This is a genomic window from Actinoplanes sp. NPDC024001, from assembly GCF_040638955.1.
In the GTDB taxonomy this organism is placed as follows: Bacteria; Actinomycetota; Actinomycetes; order Mycobacteriales; family Micromonosporaceae; genus Actinoplanes.
Map to the genome: position 1 here is coordinate 15,983 of NZ_JBEZZB010000057.1, position 22,327 is coordinate 38,309.

General features: G+C 71.4%; 18 protein-coding genes. 10 read left to right on the top strand and 8 right to left on the bottom strand.

Features of this window, described 5'->3' with window-relative positions:
* Positions 1–2: 2 nt before the first annotated feature.
* Together AB0F81_RS22705 and AB0F81_RS22710 are read right to left on the bottom strand one after the other, a co-directional pair.
* Entirely contained in the window at positions 3–614 is a 612-nt protein-coding gene (locus tag AB0F81_RS22705; RefSeq protein ID WP_360200330.1) for a DUF5701 family protein, read from the bottom strand.
* 14 nt (positions 615–628) lie between these two features.
* Complete coding sequence (locus AB0F81_RS22710) at positions 629–1,498, bottom strand: virginiamycin B lyase (RefSeq protein WP_360200332.1); 870 nt, start codon at positions 1,496–1,498, stop codon at positions 629–631.
* A gap of 62 nt (positions 1,499–1,560) precedes the next feature.
* Between AB0F81_RS22710 and AB0F81_RS22715 the strand changes: the two genes are divergently transcribed.
* A complete protein-coding gene (locus tag AB0F81_RS22715) occupies positions 1,561–2,196 on the top strand; it encodes a TetR/AcrR family transcriptional regulator (RefSeq protein ID WP_360200334.1) in 636 nt (211 codons plus the stop codon).
* Positions 2,197–2,990: 794 nt separating this feature from the next.
* Here AB0F81_RS22715 and AB0F81_RS22720 read toward each other — a convergent pair.
* Positions 2,991–4,370 carry a cellulase family glycosylhydrolase gene (locus AB0F81_RS22720; RefSeq protein WP_360200336.1) on the bottom strand — a complete coding sequence of 460 codons (1,380 nt, stop codon included), beginning with the start codon at positions 4,368–4,370 and terminating at the stop codon, positions 2,991–2,993.
* 476 nt (positions 4,371–4,846) lie between these two features.
* Here AB0F81_RS22720 and AB0F81_RS22725 point away from each other — a divergent pair, with 476 nt between their 5' ends.
* From AB0F81_RS22725 to AB0F81_RS22745, 5 genes are read left to right on the top strand one after another with little or no spacing between them, the layout of a single operon-like run.
* Positions 4,847–6,556 carry an ABC transporter substrate-binding protein gene (locus AB0F81_RS22725; protein WP_360200338.1) on the top strand — a complete coding sequence of 570 codons (1,710 nt, stop codon included), beginning with the start codon at positions 4,847–4,849 and terminating at the stop codon, positions 6,554–6,556.
* Positions 6,557–6,559: 3 nt separating this feature from the next.
* Positions 6,560–7,546 (top strand): ABC transporter permease, encoded by a 987-nt coding sequence (locus AB0F81_RS22730; protein WP_360200340.1) that lies wholly within the window; start codon positions 6,560–6,562, stop codon positions 7,544–7,546.
* Positions 7,547–7,559: 13 nt separating this feature from the next.
* Positions 7,560–8,522 (top strand): ABC transporter permease, encoded by a 963-nt coding sequence (locus AB0F81_RS22735; RefSeq protein ID WP_360200342.1) that lies wholly within the window; start codon positions 7,560–7,562, stop codon positions 8,520–8,522.
* Complete coding sequence (locus tag AB0F81_RS22740) at positions 8,519–9,403, top strand: ABC transporter ATP-binding protein (protein ID WP_360200344.1); 885 nt, start codon at positions 8,519–8,521, stop codon at positions 9,401–9,403. Before AB0F81_RS22735 ends, AB0F81_RS22740 begins: the two co-directional genes overlap by 4 nt.
* Positions 9,400–10,206, top strand: a complete 807-nt coding sequence (locus AB0F81_RS22745) for an ATP-binding cassette domain-containing protein (RefSeq protein ID WP_360200346.1) — start codon at positions 9,400–9,402, stop codon at positions 10,204–10,206. The genes AB0F81_RS22740 and AB0F81_RS22745 overlap by 4 nt, the downstream gene beginning before the upstream one ends.
* Positions 10,207–10,379: 173 nt before the next feature.
* Here AB0F81_RS22745 and AB0F81_RS22750 read toward each other — a convergent pair whose 3' ends face one another.
* From AB0F81_RS22750 to AB0F81_RS22765, 4 genes are all read right to left on the bottom strand, one after another.
* Positions 10,380–10,952 carry a hypothetical protein gene (locus AB0F81_RS22750; RefSeq protein ID WP_360200348.1) on the bottom strand — a complete coding sequence of 191 codons (573 nt, stop codon included), beginning with the start codon at positions 10,950–10,952 and terminating at the stop codon, positions 10,380–10,382.
* Positions 10,953–11,524: 572 nt separating this feature from the next.
* Complete coding sequence (locus tag AB0F81_RS22755; RefSeq protein WP_360200350.1) at positions 11,525–12,379, bottom strand: fructosamine kinase family protein; 855 nt, start codon at positions 12,377–12,379, stop codon at positions 11,525–11,527.
* A 226-nt stretch (positions 12,380–12,605) separates the two neighbouring features.
* Positions 12,606–13,808 carry an ROK family transcriptional regulator gene (locus AB0F81_RS22760; RefSeq protein WP_360200352.1) on the bottom strand — a complete coding sequence of 401 codons (1,203 nt, stop codon included), beginning with the start codon at positions 13,806–13,808 and terminating at the stop codon, positions 12,606–12,608.
* Positions 13,809–15,956 (bottom strand): alpha-galactosidase, encoded by a 2,148-nt coding sequence (locus AB0F81_RS22765; protein WP_360200354.1) that lies wholly within the window; start codon positions 15,954–15,956, stop codon positions 13,809–13,811.
* Positions 15,957–16,064: 108 nt separating this feature from the next.
* On the opposite strand from AB0F81_RS22765, the gene AB0F81_RS22770 reads away from it, so the two are divergent.
* The 4 genes from AB0F81_RS22770 to AB0F81_RS22785 all read left to right on the top strand — a co-directional run bounded on the left by AB0F81_RS22770 (position 16,065) and on the right by AB0F81_RS22785 (position 20,626).
* Complete coding sequence (locus tag AB0F81_RS22770; protein WP_360200356.1) at positions 16,065–18,536, top strand: glycoside hydrolase family 2 protein; 2,472 nt, start codon at positions 16,065–16,067, stop codon at positions 18,534–18,536.
* A 4-nt stretch (positions 18,537–18,540) separates the two neighbouring features.
* Complete coding sequence (locus AB0F81_RS22775; RefSeq protein WP_360200358.1) at positions 18,541–19,386, top strand: substrate-binding domain-containing protein; 846 nt, start codon at positions 18,541–18,543, stop codon at positions 19,384–19,386.
* 79 nt (positions 19,387–19,465) lie between these two features.
* On the top strand, positions 19,466–20,260 hold the full coding sequence (locus AB0F81_RS22780; RefSeq protein ID WP_360200360.1) for an isocitrate lyase/phosphoenolpyruvate mutase family protein: 795 nt from the start codon (positions 19,466–19,468) through the stop codon (positions 20,258–20,260).
* Between the two features lie 84 nt (positions 20,261–20,344).
* On the top strand, positions 20,345–20,626 hold the full coding sequence (locus AB0F81_RS22785) for a hypothetical protein (protein WP_360200362.1): 282 nt from the start codon (positions 20,345–20,347) through the stop codon (positions 20,624–20,626).
* A 56-nt stretch (positions 20,627–20,682) separates the two neighbouring features.
* Here AB0F81_RS22785 and AB0F81_RS22790 read toward each other — a convergent pair whose 3' ends face one another.
* A complete protein-coding gene (locus AB0F81_RS22790; protein WP_360200364.1) occupies positions 20,683–22,227 on the bottom strand; it encodes a serine hydrolase domain-containing protein in 1,545 nt (514 codons plus the stop codon).
* Positions 22,228–22,327: the final 100 nt, after the last annotated feature.

A 22,327-nucleotide genomic window follows, 5' to 3' on the forward strand; every position in this document is an offset into this window, starting at 1 on the left:
CGTCACGCGCCGGCGCGGCCCGCGGCCGAGGCCATGCCGAGCCAGGTGTGCGGGTTGCCGGCCCAGCACCAGCCGAGTTTCGGCGCCCGCTGGCTGATCCACAGCGCCGGCACCCGGCGGTCGGTGGAGCGGGACCCGCCCAGCGAGAAGCACTTGTTCTTCACCAGGATCTGCGGGAACTGGGTGATCAGCGCGATGCCCTCCTCGATGGTCAGCAGGGTGCGGTCGCGGCCGGCGATGACGTCCATCGCGTCGTTGGGCACCACGCCGCAGAACTCCTCGCCGCGCTCGACGCCGAACAGCACATAGGCCTCGTGGCCGGGCAGCGCGGCGGCCGGGGTGGTGACGAAACGCTCCAGCGAGCCCGGCTCGAAGGTGCGGTCGACGAAGCCGGGTCTGCCTTTGCCGGTCAGGCTGGTGCGCGGCATCATCTCCTCGATCGGGACCAGCGCCCGGGTGACGACCAGCAGGAACGGCACCCGGCCGGCCTCGGAGTCGGCGGGGGTGTCGCCGGCGCGGGTGGCGACCTCGCGCAGCGGCTCCAGCTGTGTCTCGAGCTGTGCCGGGTAGCCCAGCTCGATCAGGTTGCGGACTTGACGGTCGAACTCGGTCATCGGGTCCTTTCGTCTCAGCGGGTGACGCGGGCCAGGCTGCCGGTCTCCAGAGCGGTCCAGATCGCCCCGTCGGGACCGACGGCGATGCCGTGCGGCTCCGAGCCGGGAGTGGGCAGGTCATAGCCGGTGACCTGGCCGTCCTCGGCGATGCGGGCGACCCGGTTGGCGCCCCACTCGGTGAACCACGGGGTGCCGTCACCGTCGACGGTGATCGCGTGCGGCCGGGCGGCCCGGTCGGGCAGCGGGAACTCCTTGATGGTGCCGTCGGTGGTGATCCGGCCGATCTGGCCGGCCCCGATCTCGACGAACCAGAGCGCGCCGTCGGCGCCGGCGGTGATGCCGACGGGCGCGGCGCCCTCGGTGGGCAGCGGACAGGTGGTGATCTCGCCGTCGGTGCCGATGCGGCCGATCGCATTCGCCATGTTCATGGTGAACCAGAGCGCGCCGTCGCTGCCGGCGGTGATCGCGGACGGGAAGGCGCCGGCGGACGGCAGCGGGAACTCGGTGATCTCGCCGTCGGTGGTGATGCGGCCGATCCGGTCGGCGGCGCTCATCGTGAACCAGAGCGCCCCGTCCGGCCCGGCACAGATGCCGAACGGCCCGGACTCCGGCGTGGGCGGCGCGAACGCGGTCACCTCGCCGGTGGTGGTGACGCGCCCGATGCGGTGCGCCTTGAACTCGGTGAACCAGAGCGCGCCGTCGGGCCCGTTGGTGATGATCGTCGGCCCGTTGCCGGCCGGGTGGACGGTCACCGGCTCGCCGGGCACGAAACGCCCGACCTGCCCGCTGTGCACCAGGGTGAACCAGAGGGCGTTGTCGGGCCCGGTGACCAGGGCGTAGGGACCGGCGTGGGCGCCGGCCACGGAGAACTCTTCGACTGTCACCCGTCAAACTTAGACTCGACCTAAAAATATGTCAAGCCTATTTTCTGCTATGGTGACGGGCCATGAGCGAAGCACCGCCCGGCCTGCGCGCGCGCAAGAAGCAGCAGACCCGCGCGCACATCTCCGAGCAGGCCACCCGGCTCTTCCTGGAGCGCGGCTTCGACAACGTGACGATCGCCGACGTGGCCGCCGCGGCCCAGGTGGCGAAGATGACCGTCACCAATTACTTCCCGCGCAAGGAGGATCTGGCCCTCGACCTGCAGGAGGCGTTCGTGCAGGGTCCGGCCGCCGCGGTCCGCGACCGGGCGGTGGGGGAGTCCGCGCTGGCGGCGGTGCGCCGCTCCCTGCTGATCGCGATCGCCGCCCACGACCCGGTGATCGGCTTCTCCGGGCCGGCTTTCGCCCGCATGATCGCCGCGAGCTCGGCGCTGACCGCCCGGGTCCGCGAGTTCCACGACCAGCGGGAGCGGGCGCTGGCCCGCGCGCTGGCGGAGGAGACCGGTGCGGCGCCCGGCGCGATCGGCCCGCGCGTCGCGGCGGTGCAGCTGGGCGGCGTGCTGCGCCTGCTCTTCGACGAGATCCTGTGGCGCACGCTCGACGGCCACCCCGACGAGGAGATCGCCCGGGTGGTGTCGGCCCAGGCGCGGGAGGCGTTCACCCTGCTGGAGCCGGCCCTCCAGAACTACGCCATCCGCTGAGAACCCACCGCGCCACGTGGCGAGTCGCGATCCCCGCGCGCCCCCGGCCCGGCTGGCACTGACCGTCGCGTCCCGCCGCCTGAGACCGCACTTGCCGCCAGCCGCCCGGCCCGGCTGGCGCCGAGTGTCGTGTGCGGTCGCGTGAGGCAGCTCTTGCTGCCAGCCGCCCGGTCCGGCTGGCGCTGGGTGTCGTGTCCCGCCGCGTGAGGCAGCCCTTGTTGGCGGCCGGGCGGTCGGGCTGCTGCTGGGTGTTGTGTGCGGTCGCGTGAGGCAGCTCTTGCCGCCGGCCGGGCGGTTGGGCTGGCGCTGGGTGTCGTGTCCCGCCGCGTGAGGCCGCTCTTGTTGGCGGCCGGGCGGTCGGGCTGGTGCTGGGTGTTGTGTGCGGTTGCGCGAGGCGGCACCTGCTGCCGGCCGGGCGGTTGGGCTGGCGCTGGGTGTCGTGTCCCGCCGCGTGAGGCCGCTCTTGTTGGCGGCCGGGCGGTCCGGCTGGCGCTGAGTGTCGTGTTCCGTTGCGTGAGGCCGCTCTTGTTGGCGGCTGGGTGGTTCGGCTGGGGCTGGGTGTCGCGGGTTCGGGGATGTGGTTGCGCGGGTGGGAGGCGCGGCGAGGCCATCCGGTGCGGGGGCTTTGTGGGGGCGGGGGTGGGTCCGGTGAGGGACTGCTTACGCCCGGCGGTCGCGTGGGGACCGGGACGGCCCGCTGCCTCGCGTCGCTGGGCGGGGCTGTCCGTCACCCGTACATCTGAGGGAGCCGGTGCCGCGGCAGGCGAGCCCGCGGCACCGGCCGGTGGGGATGCTCAGCTCGCGGCGCAGGTGACCGGGGCCGGAGCGGTGTTGCTCGCGCCTCGCGAGGCGGTGAAGCCGAAGCTGGCCTCGCCGCCGGCGGAGAGCTTGCCGTTGTAGCCGGCGTTGCGGGCCGTGACCGTGTCGCCGGAGCTGGTCACGGTCGCGTTCCAGGTGTTGGTGAAGCGCTGCCCGTCGGGCCAGGTCCAGGTGACGGTCCAGCCGTTGATGGCGGCCGAGCCGGCCTTGACCGTGACCGTGCCCTGGAAGCCGCCCGGCCAGGAGTTGTTCACCGTGTAGGTCGCGGTGCACGCCCCGCCGCCGCCCGGGTTGCTGGGCGAGACGGAGACCGACGGCGACGGTGACGGCGATGACGAGCTGGACGACGGCGACGGCTGCACGCCGCCGAAGACGGTGGCCTCCTTCGAGGTCGCCTTGATGCCGTTCGCGCCGTTGAAGATCCGCTGGCCCCAGGTGGTCAGCTGCGACGCGTTGAAGCCGGTGACCATGTCGAGGTACTCGACGCCGCCGCCGTTGCCGGACCAGGACCAGCCCAGGTAACCGATGCCGCGCTGCTGCGCGGTGGCGAAGATGGTGTCCTCGTCGGGGTTGCCGTCGGAGTGGTCGAAGCCGAACTCGCCGACCACGATCGGGAGGTTGGCGCTCTGGAACCGGCCCAGGTAGTCGGTGATCTCGGCGGCGGTGTCGAAGACGCCGTACATGTGGATCGAGAACACCGTGTTCTTCTGCGGGTCGGCGGCGAACACCGAGGCGGCGTTGTCGCGCATGATGAACTGCCAGTCCTGGCCCCAGTTCGGCGCGTCCACCATGATCTGGTGCTGGAAGCCGGCGGAGCGCAGCCGGGTGATCGCGGTCTTCGTGTCGGCGGTCCAGTTGGTGGCGGTGGAGCCGTTGCCGTACGGCTCGTTGCCGATGTTGAGGATGACGAAGTTCTCCTGGCCGTCCAGGGCGCTCTTGATCGAGATCCAGTAGTCGACGGCCTGGGCCAGGGTGGCGGCGCCGGACTGCTCGCCGTACCCGGTGGTGTCGTGGACCTCGAGCACGCAGATCAGCCGGTTGGCCTTGCACTGGCTGATCACGGCGGACACGTTGGCGGCGCTGTCCGGTCCCCAGCGCTGTCCGCTGCCGAGCACCACCCGGACGGTGTTGGCGCCCAGGGCCTTGATGTCCGCGAGGGCCTGCGGGGTGCGGTCCTGGTACCAGGTGTGTGCGTGGTTGACGCCGCGCATCACGAAGGTGTTGCCGTTGGCGTCGAGGATGCGGCTGCCGGAGACGGTGAATCCTGCGGCGGCCTGGGCGGGCTGGGCCAGTGTGAGCGCCGCGGCACCGGCGGTCAGCACGGCCGCGAGGCCGCCCCACCATTTCGATTTCATGGGTTCCTCCCTGTCCGCCGGGTGCGTGGCGGACGGTCGTGGGGTGCTCCCGGGGGACGGGTGAGCTGGGAGCGCTCCCACGATGCGCTGAAGATTTCATGATTGTCAATGGCCGTTTTTGCTCGCCCGCCGGGGTCGCAGGGACGCCGCGGACCGGACGGCCGCAGTGGTGGCCATCCTGGGTATCCGCAGAATCTAAAATGAGTTAACTAAGGGGTCAAGGGTCTGTGCCGGGTTTTCCGCCCAGGGGCACGGAGACCGTGATCGGGGTCGATGGGCGAGACATCGACGGTTCTCCACGTTTCGCGCCGGGTCGCGAACTGACGTACTGAGCGACGACCGGAAACCTGCTCTTGACAGAGCAAACTTAAGCGACTTAATAATGGCCGTCGAAGGTGATCCGCGCCGCACTTCCGCGGTGCACTGAACCGCTTCACTCGCCGCCCCCGGTGGCGATCCGAACGAGGGATTCGCTGATGTATGACCTCTTCACCCGCCGCGGCCGCCGGGCCGGCGCGGTCGTCGCGGCCACGGCCGCGGTGGCGCTCGCCATGACCGGCTGTTCCGACTCCTCCGGCGGCAACAAATCAGGGACCAACGGCGCCAACAGCACGGTTACCGTCTTCAACGGAGCAACCGGCACGATCGTGGAGAACTGGAACCCGTTCTCCCCGACGTTCCTGCAGCCCACCCAGGGGCTCATCTACGAGCCGCTCTACTACTTCAACTTCGCCACCGAGGCGCAGCCCACCCCGATGCTGGCCACCGGGCACTCGTGGAGCCCGGACGGCAAGCAGCTGACCATCAACGTCCGGGAGGGCGTGAAGTGGACCGACGGTCAGCCGTTCACCGCCAAGGACGTGGCCTTCACCTTCGACCTGATCCGTCGCACCCCGGCGATCAACGCGACGGGCCTGAAGCTGACGTCGGCCGAGGCCAAGGACGACAAGACCGTCGTGCTGACGTTCCCCGCGACCTCGTACACCGAAGAGGCGTCGATCGTCGGTAACACCGCGATCATTCCGGAGCACATCTGGAGCAAGGTCGACGACCCGGCGAAGACCATCAACCAGAACCCGGTCGGCACCGGGCCGTACAAGCTCAAGCAGTTCACCGCGCAGAGCTACATGATGGAGAAGAACCCGGGCTACTGGCAGCCGGACAAGCCGCAGATCCAGAACGTCCGGTACATCTCGCTGGCCACCGCCGACGCCGCGAGCGCCGCGCTGACCGCCGGCCAGGTCGACTGGATGAGCTCCTTCCTGCCCGGCCTCGACCAGCTGATCGCCAGCAACAAGAACCTGACGTACGTCAACACCCCGGCGATGACCACGTCGATCTTCACCTGCGCCAACGCGGCCCTCGGCTGCAAGGGCCCGCAGACGGACGTCGCCGTACGGCAGGCCATCTACCACGCGCTCAACCGCGACCAGCTGAACAAGCTGGCCGGTGGTGGCTTCGCGAAGACCGCGTCCCCGACGATGCTGCCGCCGGAGCGGGACAAGAAGTGGATCGCCGACCCGGCGAACCTCACCATCCCGGGCGCCCCGGACGCCGCCAAGGCGAACCAGGTCCTCGACGCGGCCGGCTGGGTCAAGGGCAGCGACGGCATCCGGGCCAAGGGCGGCGAGCGCCTCTCGCTGACCATCCAGACCGTCACCGGCTGGAGCGACTACATCTCGCTGAACGACGCGATGTCCCAGCAGCTCAAGGAGGTCGGCATCGAGCTCAAGCCGTCCCAGCTGTCCTGGAACGAGTGGAACAACAACCAGGTGCAGGGCAAGTACCAGCTGTCGCTGGACTCGATCGGCCTGGGCGCGTCCACCAACCCGTTCGCGACCTACAGCCTGAAGTACGTCACCAAGACCACCGCCAAGGTGGGCGAGGCGGCCGGCACCAGCGGCAACTACTCCCGCTACAGCAACGCGATCGTGGACAAGGCCATCGAGGCGGCGTCGGCCACCAACGACGAGAACGCGCAGAAGGCCGAATACGCCAAGATCCAGACCGAGATCGTACGGGACCTGCCGTACATCCCGATCTACCTGAACTCGATGCTGACCGAGTTCAGCACCGCCAACGCCACCGGCTGGCCCACCGACGACAACAAGTACGCGCTGCCCGCCACCTGGAAGGCGTGGGACAACGGCATCGTCCTGTCCAACCTGAAGCCGGCGGCGAAGTAACCCATGTTCCTGCTCCGGAAGGTCGGGTTCTACCTGGCCGCCCTCTGGGCCGCGCTCACGGTCAACTTCTTCATCCCGCGACTCATGCCGGGCGACCCGGTCGAGATCATGATCTCGAAACTCGGCCAGAAGGGGCCGGTCAGCCCGGAAACCCGGGCGTCGATCGAGGCGATGCTCGGCACCGACTCCAGCCAGCCGCTCTGGGGCCAGTACCTGGACTACCTGTCCGGGCTGGCCACCGGTGACCTGGGTGTGTCGGTGACGTTCTTCCCCGCCTCGGTCATCGACATCATCGGGCAGACCCTGCCCTGGACCATCGGCCTGATCGGACTGGCCACGATCATCTCGTTTCTGGCCGGCGTGGGTCTCGGCACCCTCGCCGGCTGGAAACGGGGGTCCTGGCTGGACAACCTGATCCCGGTCACCACGATGTTCCAGTCGGTGCCGTACTTCTGGCTGGCACTGATCCTGCTCTTCCTGTTCGGCAGCGTCTGGCCGCTGTTCCCGCTCAACGGCGGGTACGACGTCTACAACGTCACTCCCGGCTGGAACGGCGCGTTCATCGGCTCGGTGATCTACTACGGCACCCTGCCGGCGCTGACCATCATCATCAGCTCGGTCGGCGGCTGGATGCTCGGCATGCGCAACATGATGGTGTCCACCCTCTCCGAGGACTACATGGTCACCGCCGAGGCGAAGGGCCTGCGCAACGGCCGGATCATGCGCCGGTACGCGGCCCGCAACGCGGTCCTGCCGTCCATCTCCGGGTTCGCCATCTCGCTCGGCTTCGTGGTGGCCGGGTCCATCGTCACCGAGGCGGTCTTCTCCTACCCGGGCATCGGCTCGGCGCTGCTGCAGGCCGTCGGCGGCAACGACTACGCCCTCATGCAGGGCATCTTCCTGATCATCACGTTGTCGGTACTGGGCGCGAACCTGCTGGTCGACCTCCTGTACTCGGTGATCGACCCGCGCACCCGGGCGCGGAGCTGAGAGGAGCCGACCCATGACTCTCACCACGCAGACCGCCGAGGCCGTACCGGCGGACACCCCGGTCCCCAGCCGCAAGCGCCGGTTCGCCCTGCCGCCGATGACCGGCAAACTGGCCGCCGGCCTGATCATCGGCGGGGTCATCCTGCTCTTCGGGCTGCTCGGCCCGCTGTTCGTCCAGGACCCGTCGCGGGTCAGCGACATCGGCCTGGCCGGGCCGAGCAGCGAGCACCTGCTCGGCACCACCCAGACCGGTCAGGACGTGCTGGCCCAGCTCGCGTACGCCACCCGCGGCTCGCTGCTGGTCGGCCTGATCGTCGGCGTGCTGACCCTGATCCTGTCCGCCTTCTTCGGCATCGTCGGCGCCTACGCCGGTGGCTGGGTCGACGAGGCGTTCTCCCTGTTCACCAACATCATGCTGGTCATCCCCGGCCTGCCCGTGGTGATCGTGATCAGCGCGTACGTGCCGGACAAGAGCATCCTGCTGGTCTCGGTGGTCCTCGCGATCACCAGCTGGGCCGGCTCGGCCCGGGTGCTGCGCGGGTCCACGCTCAGCCTGCGCAGCCGCGACTACGTGCTGGCCTGCCGGGTGGCGGGGGAGAAGCGCTGGCGGATCCTGTTCGTCGAGATCCTGCCCAACCTGGTTCCGCTGCTCGCCTCCCAGGTGGTCTTCGCGGTCATCTTCGCGATCCTCGGCGAGGCCGGCCTCTCCTACCTGGGCCTGGGCGCCAGCGGGTCGTTCACCTGGGGCACCATGCTCTACTACGCGCAGAACGGCCTGGCCCTGCGGCTCGGCGCCTGGTGGTGGTTCGTGCCGCCGGGTCTCATGCTGGCCCTGTTCGGCGCCGCCCTGTCGCTGATCAACTTCTCGATCGACGAGATCATCAACCCGAAGCTGCGCAACCAGACCCGGGCCGCCCGCCGCGGCTGGCGGATGTCTCGCGACCAGCTGCGCAAGGCCAAGGAGTCCACGCTGTGAGCCATCCTGTGTTGACGGTCGAGAACTTCAGCGTCGACTATCTCGTCGATCCGGTCGTGCACGCGGTCAAGGACGTGAGCTTCGAGCTCAAGCGCGGCGAAGTCCTCGGTCTGGCCGGGGAGAGCGGCTGCGGCAAGAGCACCCTGGCGTACGGGATCGTCCGCCTCCTCAAGCCGCCGGCCATGATCACGCGTGGGCACGCGGTGTTCCACTCCCGTGAGGGTTACGACATCGACTGGGGCGACCTCTCGCCCGAGGACCTGCGGGCGGCCCGCTGGGACAAGATCTCCATGGTCTTCCAGGGCGCGATGAACTCGCTGAACCCGGTCATCTCGATCCGCGACCAGTTCGAGGACATCTTCGAGACCCACCGGCCGGAGCTGGGCAAGCGCGAACGCCGGCAGCGCTGCGGCGACCTGCTGGAACGCGTCGGCGTGGACCGGGCGCGGCTCGCCGCCTATCCGCACGAGCTCTCCGGCGGCATGCGGCAGCGCGTGATGATCGCGATGGCGATGGCCCTCGAACCGCAGATCATGATCATGGACGAGCCGACCACCGCGCTGGACGTGGTGGTGCAGCGGGAGATCCTGCGCGAGATCACCCGGCTGCGCGACGAACTCGGCTTCGCGGTCATCTTCATCACCCACGACCTGCCGCTGCTGCTGGAGATCAGCGACCGGATCGCGGTGATGCGCGAGGGATCGATCGTCGAGCTCGGCGACGCCGTGGACCTCTACACCAACCCTCAGCACGACTACACCCGGCAGCTGCTGGCGTCGTTCCCGAGCCTCACCGGGGACCGCGGCTCGTTCGTCCGCGGGGCGATCGACGACCGTCTGCTCGCCCTGGACGCCGTCTCCGTCGCCGAGGAGGCGTCATGACCACCCTGGAAGTGCGCAACCTGGTCAAGGACTACCGGCTGCGCGACGGCCTGCGCATGAGCACGCTGCGCGCGGTGAACGACGTCAGCTTCACCCTCGACCACAGCCGCACCGTGGCGCTGGTCGGCCAGAGCGGCAGCGGCAAGTCCACCATCGCGAAGCTGCTGCTCCAACTGGAACAGCCCACCTCCGGCGAGATCCTGCTCGACGGCAAACCGGTGGCCCGCCGCGGTTCCGGCCTGGCCGAATACCGGCGGACCGTGCAGATGGTCTTCCAGGACCCGTTCGCCTCGCTGAACCCGTTCCACAGCGTCGCCCACCACCTGGAACGCCCGATCCGCCTGCACCATCCGAAGATGACCGACGCCGAAGTCCACCGCCGCGTCCTGCACCTGCTGGAACGCGTACGGCTGACCCCCGCCGAGAACGTCGCCAAGCGCCGCCCGCACGAACTCTCCGGCGGCCAGCGCCAGCGGGTGGCCATCGCCCGGGCCCTGGCCCCCGAGCCCGGCGTGCTCATCGCCGACGAGCCGGTGTCGATGCTGGACGTCTCCATCCGCCTGGGCGTGCTCAACCTGCTGGCGACCCTGCAGCGCGAGGAGGACCTGGGTGTCCTTTACATCACCCACGACCTGGCGACGGCCCGGCACTTCTCCGACGAGATCCTGGTGATGTACAAGGGCGAGATCGTCGAACGAGGCCCCGCCGACGACGTGATCCTCAACCCGCGGCACGAGTACACCAAGACGCTGGCCGACGCCGCCCCCAACCCGGAGCGCCGGCTGGGCGAACTACGCCGCTGACCGGCACCGCCCGGGGCGCGCAGGCCCTCGCGCACCCCGGGCGGCCTCACCGCCGCCCGTCAGGCGGGCGTCAGCTTCCGGGATTGGCGTGCCACGCGCACCGCCACCGTTGCCCGTCAGGCGGGCGTCAGCTTCCGGGATTGGCGTGCCACGCGCACCGCCACCGTTGCCCGTCAGGCGGGCGTCAGCTCCCGGGATTGGCGTGCTACGCGCAGGGCCACCGCCACCGTCGCGAACAGCGCCACTCCTGATCCCACGCCGGCGATCAGTTCGATGGTCGCCGCCGAAGCGCCCAGGGCGTAGGCGAGGAAGCCACCGAGGCCCAGCACGGTCATCGCTGCGCCCAGCCAGTGGTAGAGCGGCATCCGCCACACCCACGCCAGCCCGAAGAAGTGCACGCCCACCACCAGGGCCACCCAGGCGATCGTCACCTCCGGCCACTCCAGCACCTGGTTGATCACCGCGAGACCGCCGAACAGCGCAACCACCTCGACCGCGACGATCGCCAGATACCGGCGGTCGCCATACCCGCCCCCGGGCGGCGGGGTCTCCTGCGCCACCCGCGCCGTGCGGAACAGCTCGAGAAGCAGTCCGACCGCGACCACCGCAGCCGCCACCCGCAACACCAGCGGCCAGGGCGCCGGCAGGCCACCGCTGTTGGTCATCACGAACACCGTGCCGAACGAGATCGCGATCAGCGACCCCACCACCAGCCCGCTCGGGCGTCGCCCATTCATCCCCGTCATATCGCCGAGCATAAGTTTCCCCGAGCCGCCCCGCGCCCCCGGTCGCCCGCCCAGGCCGTCAGCCGCTTCGCCCAGCTGCCCGCCAGTGTCGTATCCGAAGCATGTCCGGTGTCCTGGCTGCCAGCCGGTTCACCCGGCTGCCTGCCAGTGTCGTGTCCGGAGCGCGTTGGCTGTCCTGGCTGTCAGCCGGTTTGCTCGGCTGCCTGCCAGTGTTGTGTCCGGAGCGTGTTGGCTGTCCTGGCTGTCAGCCGGTTTGCTCGGCTGCCTGCCAGTGTTGTGTTCGGAGCGTGTTGGCTGTCCTGGCTGTCAGCCGGTTTGCTCGGCTGTCCGCCAGTGTCGTGTCGGGCTGGCCGAGGCAGCTCCAGGGCGCAGCTGGTTGGGCGGGCTGGCTGTCAGTGTCGTGTTCTGGGCGTGCAGGCCGCCCTGAGCGTCAGCCCAGTCACCGGGCTGACGGTCAGGGCTGTCTCAAGGGCGAGAAGGCAGCACTGGCGGTCAGCCGTGATTGCTCGGCCAGGCGGCGAGCCGGTGGCGGCGAGCGGTCACCGGGGCGGCCTGCGAAGCGGGAGGGACTGTCAGCGGCGGGCGAAGGGCGCTATGACCTCGCGGACCGCGGCGACCGCCCCCCAGTCATCATCACCGTGGGCGATGATGCTCAGCAGCTCGCGCAGATGCAGGATCGGCATCCGCTCCCGCCACCCCGCCCGCAGGGGCGCGACCTCGGCACACGCCGGGAAGAACCGGTCTGACTCCGGCGGCCGGTTCGCTGACCACATCATCGACAGATCCGACTCGGCCCAGGTGTAGGAGACCGCCGGGTCGATGAAGGCGGGCGAGCCGTCCGCCGTGGACAGCACGTTGCCCGGCCACAGGTCGCCGTGGTTCAGGACCGGCGGCTGCGGCGGGATGATCTCCGGCAGTGCCGTGCACAGTCGCTCCAGGGCGGCCCGGTCGGCCGCGTCGAAGGCTGACGAGACCAGCGGCTCGGTCAACCAGCGCAGGATGCGGTGGCGTGCGAAGAATTCGTACCCGTCGGTGGTCCACGTGTTGTGCTGCCGCAACCGGCCCAGCCAGCCGTCGGTGTGCCAGCCGAAGCGGTCGGAGACCGCGCTGGTGTGAACGCCGGCGAGCATGCGGCCGGCCCGTTCCCAGAAGTCCTCGCCGTTCAGCGCGGGGTGCAGTGCCTCCAGGACCAGCAGGTCCGGCGCGGTCAGCAGCACGCGCGGGGTGGTCGCGCCGCCCAGCGTGGCCAGCGCTCGCAGCCCGTCGGCTTCCGCGGTGAAGACGTCGGCGCCGTCGAGGGTCTTGGCGAAGACCCGGCTGCCGTCGGCGAGCGTGACCAGCGCCGCCGACGCGATCACCCCGCCTGGCGCGGTGGCCAGCGCGGTCGGCTCGTAGCCGACGGCCCGCAGCCGCTGGGCGAGTGACATCAGCGCCACAGCCGCTGGGCGAGTGACATCAGCGCCGCGCGTGGCCGGGTGGGTGACAACGGAGCCGCGGGCGGCGGGGTGGGTGACATCAGCGCCGCGCGTGGCCGGGTGGGTGACAACGGAGCCGCGGGCGGCGGGGTGGGTGACATCGGAGCCGCGGGCGGCGGGGTGGGTGAGATCAGCGCCGCAGGTGGCCGGGTGAGTGAGATCAGCGCCGCTGGTGGCATCAACGCCGCAGGTGGGACTGGAGGACCAGGGCCGCCGCGCCGGTGGCCGAGGCCGTTGCGGCGGCCAGCGACACCGTCACGGTCACCGAGCGCCGCCACGTGCGCGTGTCGGCCGCCGACACCCGGCGCATGATCGCCGGGCCGTAGACGAACGACGCGGCCGCGAAGCCCGGCCCGGTGAGCACCACCAGGTCGATGTCGAGCAGGTTCACCACCGACTCGGCGGCGGCCGCCACATAGCGGGCGGAATCCTCCAGCAGCGCCAGGCAGCGGGGCGCGCCGGCCCGCGCGGCCCGGGCGATCGCGGCGAAGTCGGCGGCGACGCTGCGCCCGGCGGACGGGTCCAGACCCGCCTCGGCGACCGCTGCCGGGTCGGCGCGGGCCGTGGTCACCACGGTCCGCGGCCCGGCCAGGATCTCCAGGCAGCCGCGGCTGCCGCACCAGCATTCCGGCCCGTCCACCTGCACGCAGACGTGCCCGAACTCCCCGGCCGCCCCGTGCCCGCCGCGCATCGCCCGGCCCTCGACGACGATGCCGGAGCCGATGCCACTGCCCATGTAGAGCGCGGCGAACGCCTGTTCCGGCCCGACCCGGGCCACCCAGTACTCACCGACCGCCGCGGCGGTCGCGTCGTTCTCCACCAGCACCGGCCAGCCGGTCGATGCGGCGAGCCGCCGGCCGAGTTCCTCGCTGTCCCAGCCGCGCAGGTGCGGCGGGGCGTCGTCGAAGCGGGCCATGCTGCCGCGCGGCCCCGGCCAGACGACGCCGACGCCGAGGCAGCGGGCCCGGTCGACGCCGGATCCGGCGAGCAGGGTGCCGATCTCGCTGGTCAGCTGGGGGAGCAGGTCGCCGGTCGGTGCGGGCCGGGCGAGCCGGGAGATGACGCCGCCGGTCTGGCCGGTCAGCACGTACGTGGTGACGTCCCGGTCCAGGTAGACGCCGACCGCGAGCCGGGCCGCCGGGTCGAGCCGCAGCAGCGTCCGCGGCTTGCCGCCGGTCGGGGTGCGCCCGGTCTCGACGACCAGGCCCTCCTCCAGCAGTCGGCGCACGGTCATCGACACCGCCGCCTCGGTGAGCCCGGTCATCGCGGCCAGCTCGACCCGGCTCAGTGGTTCGGAGGCGCGGATGGCGTCGAGGATGCTCTCCCGGGCTGCCGGACGGCGCCCACGGCCCGGCCGGGCGTCTCCGACCGTTTCTCTCACTCAGTCACCGCCTTGGGAAGGATCAACCGTGGCGCGCACGAGCAGAACGCGGTCGGGGTACATCACCGGGAGCCGCAGCCCGGAGGAGCCGAGCACACGCCCGGTCAGACGGACGCCCTGCGGCGTGCACCAGGGTAACGCAGCGCCCCACGCCAGGGCGTTGCCGTCCGGCACGTCACCGGGTGGCTGCGCGCGCACGTGGTAGACCCGGTCCGGGTCGAGTCCGGGCAGGGCGACCGCGCCAGGCGGGTAGGCGTCGCTGGTCGCGGTGGCGGTGAGCGCGAAGAAGGCGTCGGTCTCCCCGACGACACCGGTGACCGAATATGCCGGGTCGGCCACGTCGCCGTGCACCAGCGTGCCGGTGTGCAGCAGCCCGCGGATCTCCTTGTAGAGGGCGACCCACTCGGCCAGCCGGTCGCGGTCGCCGGGGGACGCCGAGGTCAGATCCCACTCGATGCCGAAATGTCCGAACAGAGCCTGGCCGGCCCGCATGTCCAGCGGCAGCGAGCGGTGGGTGGTGTGCGAGACCGGCGCGCCGACGTGCGAGCCGATCAGTTCGAGCGGCACGAGCAGCGACGTCCACCGCTGGATCGCCACCCGCTCGTGCGCGTCGATGCAGTCGGACGCCCAGATCCGGTCGGTGCGCGCCAGGATCTCCAGGTCGACCCGTCCGCCGCCGGAGGAGCACGACTCGATCTCCACGCCCGGGTGCCGTTCGCGCAGCTCGTCGAGGAGCCGGTAGACGGCGTGGGTCTGGTCGTGCACCCCGGCCCGCCCGCTCGCCGGGTGGCCGGCGTCGACCAGGTCCCGGTTGTGGTCCCACTTCAGGTAGGCGATGTCGTACTCGGTGAGCAGGGCGTCGAGGCGGGCGCGCAGGTATGCGTACGCCGAGGGGTTTGCCAGATCGAGCACCTGCTGAGAGCGAGCGGCCGGCGGGAGCCGGTCCCCGGCGGCCATGATCCAGTCCGGGTGGGCGCGGGCCAGGTCCGAGTCGGGGTTGATCATCTCGGGTTCGACCCAGAGCCCGAACTCCATGCCCAGCTCGCGGACCACGCTGATCAGCGGGCCGAGGCCGTCCGGCCAGACCTCGGGGGAGACCACCCAGTCGCCCAGGCCGGAGGTGTCGTCGCGGCGCGAGCCGAACCAGCCGTCGTCGAGCACGAACCGTTCCGCGCCGACGGCCGCGGCCGCCTTCGCCAGCTCGGTGAGCCGGCCCAGGTCGTGGTCGAAGTAGACCGCCTCCCAGGTGTTCACCACGACCGGCCGGGGCGTGCGCGGATGCTGTGGCCGCGAGCGCAGGTAGGTGTGGAACCGCCCGGACAGCTCGTCGAGCCCGGCCGCGCCGAACGAGCCGTAGAGCCAGGGTGTCGTGTAGGTCTCGCCCTCGCCGAGGCCCACCTCGCCGGGCAGCAGCAGCTCACCGCCGCCGAGCGCGGAGTGTCCGTGGTAGTTGCGCTCGGCGACCGTTCTCGCCCCGCCGGAGAAGGCGGTGTGCAGGCCCCAGACCCGCCCGTGCCGGTTGGCGAACCCGGCGGTGCCGGCGCACAGCACGAACGCCGAGTCGTATCCGGTGCGGCCGGTCCGGTTCTCGCGCACCCGCAGCCCGTGCATGAACGCGGTCCGCTGCGGCGAGCGTTCCCGCAGGTGGTGGCCGGTGAAGTCGAGCAACTCGGCGGTCTCGGCGGGCACCGGCAGGAAGAGCATCAGGTGCTCCAGCCAGTAGGTTCCGGGCGCGGTGCTGGTCAGGTGGGCGCGGGTGCGCAGCACGCCTGCGGCGTGCAGTTCCAGTTCGATCTCCAGGTCCAGGCCGGCTGCCTGGTCACGCGCCTTCGTCCGTACGCGGGAAGCAGCCGTCTCGACCTCGGTCAGGGTGAAGGCGCTGGACCACGCCCGGCCGTCGCGGTGCCCGGCGAGACCGGGGTGCCCGAGCCATCCGGCGGACTGCTCGGGCAGCATCGAGACCCGGACCGGCGTGTCGGCGGAGAACCCGATCGGCTGTGGCGCCGCGGCCAGCGCGAGGTCGCTGAGCTGCTCGTTCGTGAGGTCGCCGAGGGCCTCGCCCCAGTGCACGATCACGGGCAGCGTGGTGCCCCGGCAGTCCAGCACCAGGCTCACTCCCGCAGCGGTCAAGTGCACCAGATCGGCCATCGTTCCTCCGGGTTCACCAGCGTTGACGGACTTCGTTCAGTAGCTTAAGAATGTGGGAGCCCCAGCGCGGCGGCAACCCTCTTTTGAAATGACAGGGAGCACTCCGACATGCTCAAGACCGACCTTCATGCGGGCTGGACCGTCCGTGCCGCCGGTGGCCCGGTCCCGCCGGAGATCGCCGCGTCACCGCTGCCCGCCGCCGTGCCCGGGACCGTGCACACCGACCTGCTCGCCGCCGGGCTGATCCCCGACCCGTACCTGGAGGCCAACGAGGCCGCCCTCGCCTGGTTCCACCGCACGGCCTGGCTCTACGAGACCACGCTGACCGCCGCCCCGGCCGCACCGGGCGAGCGTGTCGACCTGGTTTTCGACGGACTGGACACGGTGGCGACGATCGAGGTCGACGGGGCCGAGCTGGGCCGGACCTTCAACATGCACCGCGGGTACCGGTTCGACGTGCGGCACCTGCTGCGCGACGGGCAGATCCCGCTGAGCGTGCGCTTCGACTCCGCCCTCGAATACGCCGAGCAGGTCCAGAAGCAGATCGGCGAGCGGCCCCGGCCGTACCCGCACCCGTTCAACGCGGTGCGCAAGATGGCCTGCTCGTTCGGCTGGGACTGGGGTCCCGACCTGCAGACCGCCGGCATCTGGAAGCCGGTGCGGCTGGAGCGCTGGCGCACCGCCCGGCTCGCGTCGGTCCGCCCGCTGGCCACCCGCTCCCAGCTCACCGTGCACGTCGCGGTGGAGCGTGACTCGGCGGCTGAACTCACCGTCGAAGTGGTGGTCGGTGACCGGACCAGCCGGGTCGCTGTGGTCGGCGACGATGTAACGATAGATGTGGACGTTCCGGATGCACCGCTCTGGTGGCCGGTCGGCCACGGCGACCAGCCGCTGGTCCCGGTCACCGTGACGCTGCTCGCCGGCGAGGAGAAACTCGACGAGCACCACAGCCGGGTCGGTTTCCGTGACGTGCACCTCGACGAGACCCCCGACGCCGACGGCAGCAGGTTCACGCTGAGCGTCAACGGCAAGGAGATCTTCGTCCTCGGCCTCAACTGGATCCCCGAGGACCACCTGCTCACCCGGATCACCCGCGCCGACCTCTCCGCCGCCGTCGACCGGGCCATTCGGGGAAATGCGAACCTGCTGCGCATCTGGGGCGGCGGCATCTGGGAGACCGACGACTTCTACGACGTCTGCGACGAGAAGGGCGTGCTGGTCTGGCAGGACTTCCCGCTCGCCTGCGCCGCCTACGCCGAGGAGGAGCCGATCCGCTCGGAGATCCTCGCCGAGGCCCGGGAGAACGTCACCCGCCTCGCCCCGCACCCGTCGCTGATCCTGTGGAACGGCGGCAACGAGAACATCTGGGGCCACGAGGACTGGCAGTGGAAGGAAGCCCTGCAGGGCGCCACCTGGGGCGCCCGCTACTACTACGAGGACTTCCCGGCGCTGCTCGCCGAGCTCGACCCGACCCGGCCGTACCACCCGGGCAGCCCGTCGAGCCCCGGCCACGACCCGTCAGTGGTCCACCCCAACGACGACCGGTACGGCACCCGCCACGAGTGGGAGGCGTGGAACCGGCAGGACTACACCTTCCACGACAACTTCGTGCCCCGGTTCTGCTCCGAGTTCGGCTGGCAGGCCCCGCCGGCCTGGTCGACCCTGACCAGCACCCTCGCACCCGAGGACCTGCGCAAGGACTCGCCCGCGTTCCTGCTGCACCAGAAGGCCGAGGACGGCAACGGCAAGCTGGACCGCGGACTGGCCCACCACATGCCGGTGCCGGAGGACTTCAGCGCCTGGCACTGGGCCACCCAGCTGAATCAGGCGCGGGCCACCACGTATGCGATCAACCACCTGCGTGGGCACGCGCCGCGCACCATGGGCAGCATCCTCTGGCAGCTCAACGACTGCTGGCCGGTGACCTCGTGGGCGGTCGTGGACGGGGCGGGCCGGCTCAAGCCCGCCTGGTACGCGCTGCGCCGGGCGTACGCCCCCCGGGTGCTCACGTTCCAGAAACAGCAGCTCGTCGCGATCAACGACAGCGACGAGCCGTGGCGCGGCACGGTCACGCTGCGGCGGGTCCGCTTCGACGGAACCGGGCTCGCCGCCACGACCGCCGACCTCGACGTGCCGGCCCGCGCGGTCGCCCGGCTCGACCTCGACCCGAGCCTGCTCGCGGCCGCCGAGATCGACCAGGAGGTGCTGGTCGCCGACGCCGACGGCCTGCGCGCCACCCACCTGTTCGCCGAGGACTACGACCTGCGTTACGACCCGGCCGCGGTCCGGGCCCACACGGTCGCGACCGAGGGCGGATACTCGATCACCGTGACCGCCGCATCGTTCGCCCGGGACGTGGCCGTGCTCGCCGACCGGGTCGCCCCCGACGCCGTCGTCGACGACATGCTCGTCGACCTGCTGCCCGGGGAGACCCGCACGTTCACCGTCACCACGGCGGCGACCGTCGACCTGGAGGCGTTCTCCGCCCCCGAGGTGCTGCGCTCGGCGAACTCACTGAGCCTGCCCGCGGCGGAAAACCGAGGCAACCCCGTCGAAGACCTCCCGGCCAAGGTGGGCTGACGGCGTGACCTCCCCGGGTGGCCTGATCGGCCTCGTCCTGACCGGCAGCGCCGCCCGGGTCGGCGTCGAGCCGTTCTTCATGGAGCTCATCGCCGGCATGGAGGAGGCCCTGGCCCCGCACGGCGCCACCGTCCTGCTGCTGGTGGTGCCCGACCTGGAGGCCGAGCTGGCCACCTACCGCCGGTGGGCCGGCGACCACACCGTCCGGGCCGTCGTCGTGGTCAACCTGGTCCACGACGACACCCGGCCGGCGCACCTGGCGTCGCTGGGCCTGCCCGCGGTGCTGGCCGGGCGTGCCGACGCCCCGGCGTTCTCCCGGGTCGTCACCGACGACGCCGGGGCGATGACCGCCGCGGTGGAGATGCTGGTGTCGCTCGGGCACCGGGTGATCGGCCGGGTCAGCGGCCCCGCCGATCTGGTGCACACGGCCGAACGCTCGGCCGCCATGCACACCGCCGCGGCGAAGCTCGGCGTGCGGGTGGAGATCGTCGAGGGCGACTACGGCGCGGAGTCGGGCGTCCGGGGCGTGCAGCAGCTGCTGGCCGCCTCGCCGTCGCCGACCGCTGTCGTCTTCGACAACGACGTCATGGCGGTCGCGGCCGAGCAGGAGCTGATCCGCACCGGCGTGCCGGTGCCCGGCCAGGTGAGCCTGCTGGTCTACGACGACTCGCCGCTGTGCGAGCTGGCGGTGCCGCCACTGTCCGCGCTGAGCATCGACGTCCACGACCACGGCCTCACCCTGGCCCGCGCGGTGCTGGCCGCGCTCGACGGCGCGGCGCCGGTCGAGCACCCCGGCCCACCCATCCGGGTCCTGCGCCGCGAGAGCACCGGCCCGGCCCGGGTCGGCTGAGGCCGTCCGCCGGGGAACCGGCCACGACCCGGCGATTGGCCTACCCGCGCGGCGCCGCTCCTGTGCCAGGGTGAGGGACATGGATTCCCTCCGCGATCGCTTCCGCGCCCTGCACGACTCCGGCACGTTCCTGCTGCCCAACCCGTGGGACGTCGGCTCCGGCCGGCTGTTCGAGTCCCTCGGTTTCGTCGCGCTGGCCACCACCTCGTCCGGCCTGGCCGCCAGCCTCGGCAAACGGGACCAGCAGGTGACCCGCGACGAGCTGGTGGCCCACGTCGCCGCGCTGACCGCCGCCGTGGACGTGCCGGTCAACGTCGATGCGGAGCGGCTGTTCGCCGACACCACCGACGGCATCATCGAGAGCGTGGAGCTGCTCGCCGCGGCGGGCGCGTCCGGCATCTCGATCGAGGACTACGACCCGTCGGAGGACTGCATCGAGACCGTCGCCGCCGGCGCGGAGCGGGTGGCCGCGGCCGCCGAGGCGTGCGGCCGGCACGGCATCGTGCTCACCGCCCGTGCCGAGAACCACCTCTACGGGCGGACCGACCTGGACGACACGATCACCCGGCTGCTGGCGTACCGGGATGCCGGCGCCGACGTGCTCTACGCGCCCGGCCTGACCGGCCGGGCTGAGATCGCGCGGCTGGTCGACGCCGTGAAGGCCCCGGTCAACGTGCTCGCGATGGGCGCCGGGCCGAGCGTCGCGGAACTGGCCGAGCTCGGTGTCCGGCGGGTCTCCACCGGCGGCGCGCTGGCCTGGGCGGCGTACGGCGCGGCCCGCGACGCCGCCCGCGAGCTGCTGGAGTCCGGCACCACGACGTTCCGCTCCCGCTCGCTCACCGGCGAGGAGATCAGGGCCGCCTTCGGCGCGTGATCTTCGTCGTCAAGATCTTGACAGCGGCGGCCTCCGCGACCATGGTGAACGGCTCCTGACCTGCGGATTTCGGAGGCGCCACCCATGGACCTGCACCCGGACGACCACGCCGACCTCGCCACCGGCGGCTCGGTCCTGGAGCGGTGGCGGCGCAGCGATCACGCCGCCGCGGTGGCCGCCGAGCTGATGCGCCTCAACGGCGGCACCGTGCCGATGAGCGACCTGCTGTGGCTCGGCGCCGAGTCGTTCCTGCCCCGCCCGTGGGAGGCCGGCCGCGCCCCGGATCCCATCGAGGCCGCCGTGGACGTCTACAACCGCTGGCGCCGCCTGGAGCAGCGCCGCATGGAACGCCGCGAACAGGCCTGAGACCCGCGGGTGAGGTTCGGGCGCGGACCGCGCCCGAACCTCACCCACAGAGAGCGCTAGGACAGCAGGGGGCGGGGGAGAGCAGCCGGCGCCGTGGAGCGGAGCTGCGAGGCGGCGGCTTCCTCGCCCCGCCGGTGCAGCCGCCCGCCGAAGCGCAGCCACCCGATCGACCCGTCCCTGTCGCGGACGAAGTTGGCCCGCTGGTTCTGCACGGTGCCGTCCAGCGCCAGCATCACCACGTAGTCCTTGCGGTAGAACGCCAGCCGCAGCCGCTCGGTCCCGAGGTAGCGGACGAGCAGCTGACCCGCGTCCGGGATCAACTCGACCGGGATGCTCTCCACGGTCCCGTCGAAGCCGATCTGCTCAGCCGTGTACACCCCCCGGTAGGCCTCCAGCTCAGCCGCGGGCAGCGCCCGCGGCCGGGCCGGCAGGTTGTGCACCCCGGCGAACCGGCTCAGCGCCCAGTCCCCGACGAACAGGTCGTCCAGCAGGGCGGTCCCGGTGTCGCTGTTGGTCAGCACGGTCAGCGCGAAGTCCCGCTCGGGCACCATCAGGAAACCGGAGTGCTGCCCCGTCCAGTCCCCACCGTGCTGCACCACTGTCGGGCCCTCGGCGGTCGGCCGCAGCATCCAGGTCACCCCGGCGCCGTCCAGCTCGACGAAGAGCGTGCCACCCGGCCCCGGGTTCGACTGCATGGCGTGCATGGATCGCCGGCCCAGCAGCCTGCGGCTGCTGCCCGGCACCCGCCCGTCGCCGAGGCTGAACCGGGCCCAGCGCAACTGGTCCCGGGCGCTGGAGATCAGGCCGCCGGCCGGGTTGATGCTGCGCGGCATGGCCCATGCCGCGCGCAGCGGCACGATCTCGGTCTGGGCCTCGTTCAGCACATGGGGTACGGCCCAGCGCACCCCCGGGATCTCGTCGAGGGTGAAGGCGCTGTGCCGCTGCCCGAGCGGCGCGGTCAGCAACTCGCGGATCGCCTGCTCGTAGGTCCGGCCGGTGGCCACCTCGATCAGCCGCCCGGCCAGCGAGATCGCCGCGTTGTTGTACGAGAAGTACTTCCCCGGCCGGGTCAGCTGCGGCAACCGGGACATCTCAGCCACATACCGCGCGAGGGCCTCGTCGTCGCTGCCGGTGTCGAGGAAGAAGTCGCCCAGCCACCCGGCGCTGTGGTTGAGCGCCTGCCGCACCGTCACCCGCGCCGACTGGGCCGGGTCGGCGGTGCGGAAGCCGGGCAGATAGCTGCGCACGGTGCGGTCCAGGTCGAGCCGCCCACGCTCGACCAGCCGCATGATCGCCGTACCGGTGAAGGGTTTGGTGGTGGAAGCCACCCGGAAGACCGTGTCGGCGTCGACCGGCTGCGGGTCGTCGAGGCTGGTCACGCCGAATCCGCGGACGTAGTCGACACCGCGGTAGTGCAGTCCGTAGGCGACGCCGGGCACCGCGTACGCCGCCATCTCCTGCTGGATCTTCTCGTCCAGCTCGCGCACGGCTCTCGGCACACGCGTGCGGGCGGCGGTCGCCGGGGACGGCAGCAGAGTCGCGGCGGCCGCGGCGCCCGCGGTGGCGCCCAGCAGTGTGCGGCGGGACATCGGCTCGGACATCGGTTACCCCCTGTCTCTCGCGCCCGATTGGCGCGGCCGGAAGCCACTGTATAAACCGCCGTCACTTTCTGGCCCGCCTGTCGCATTCGTCCCCGTCACC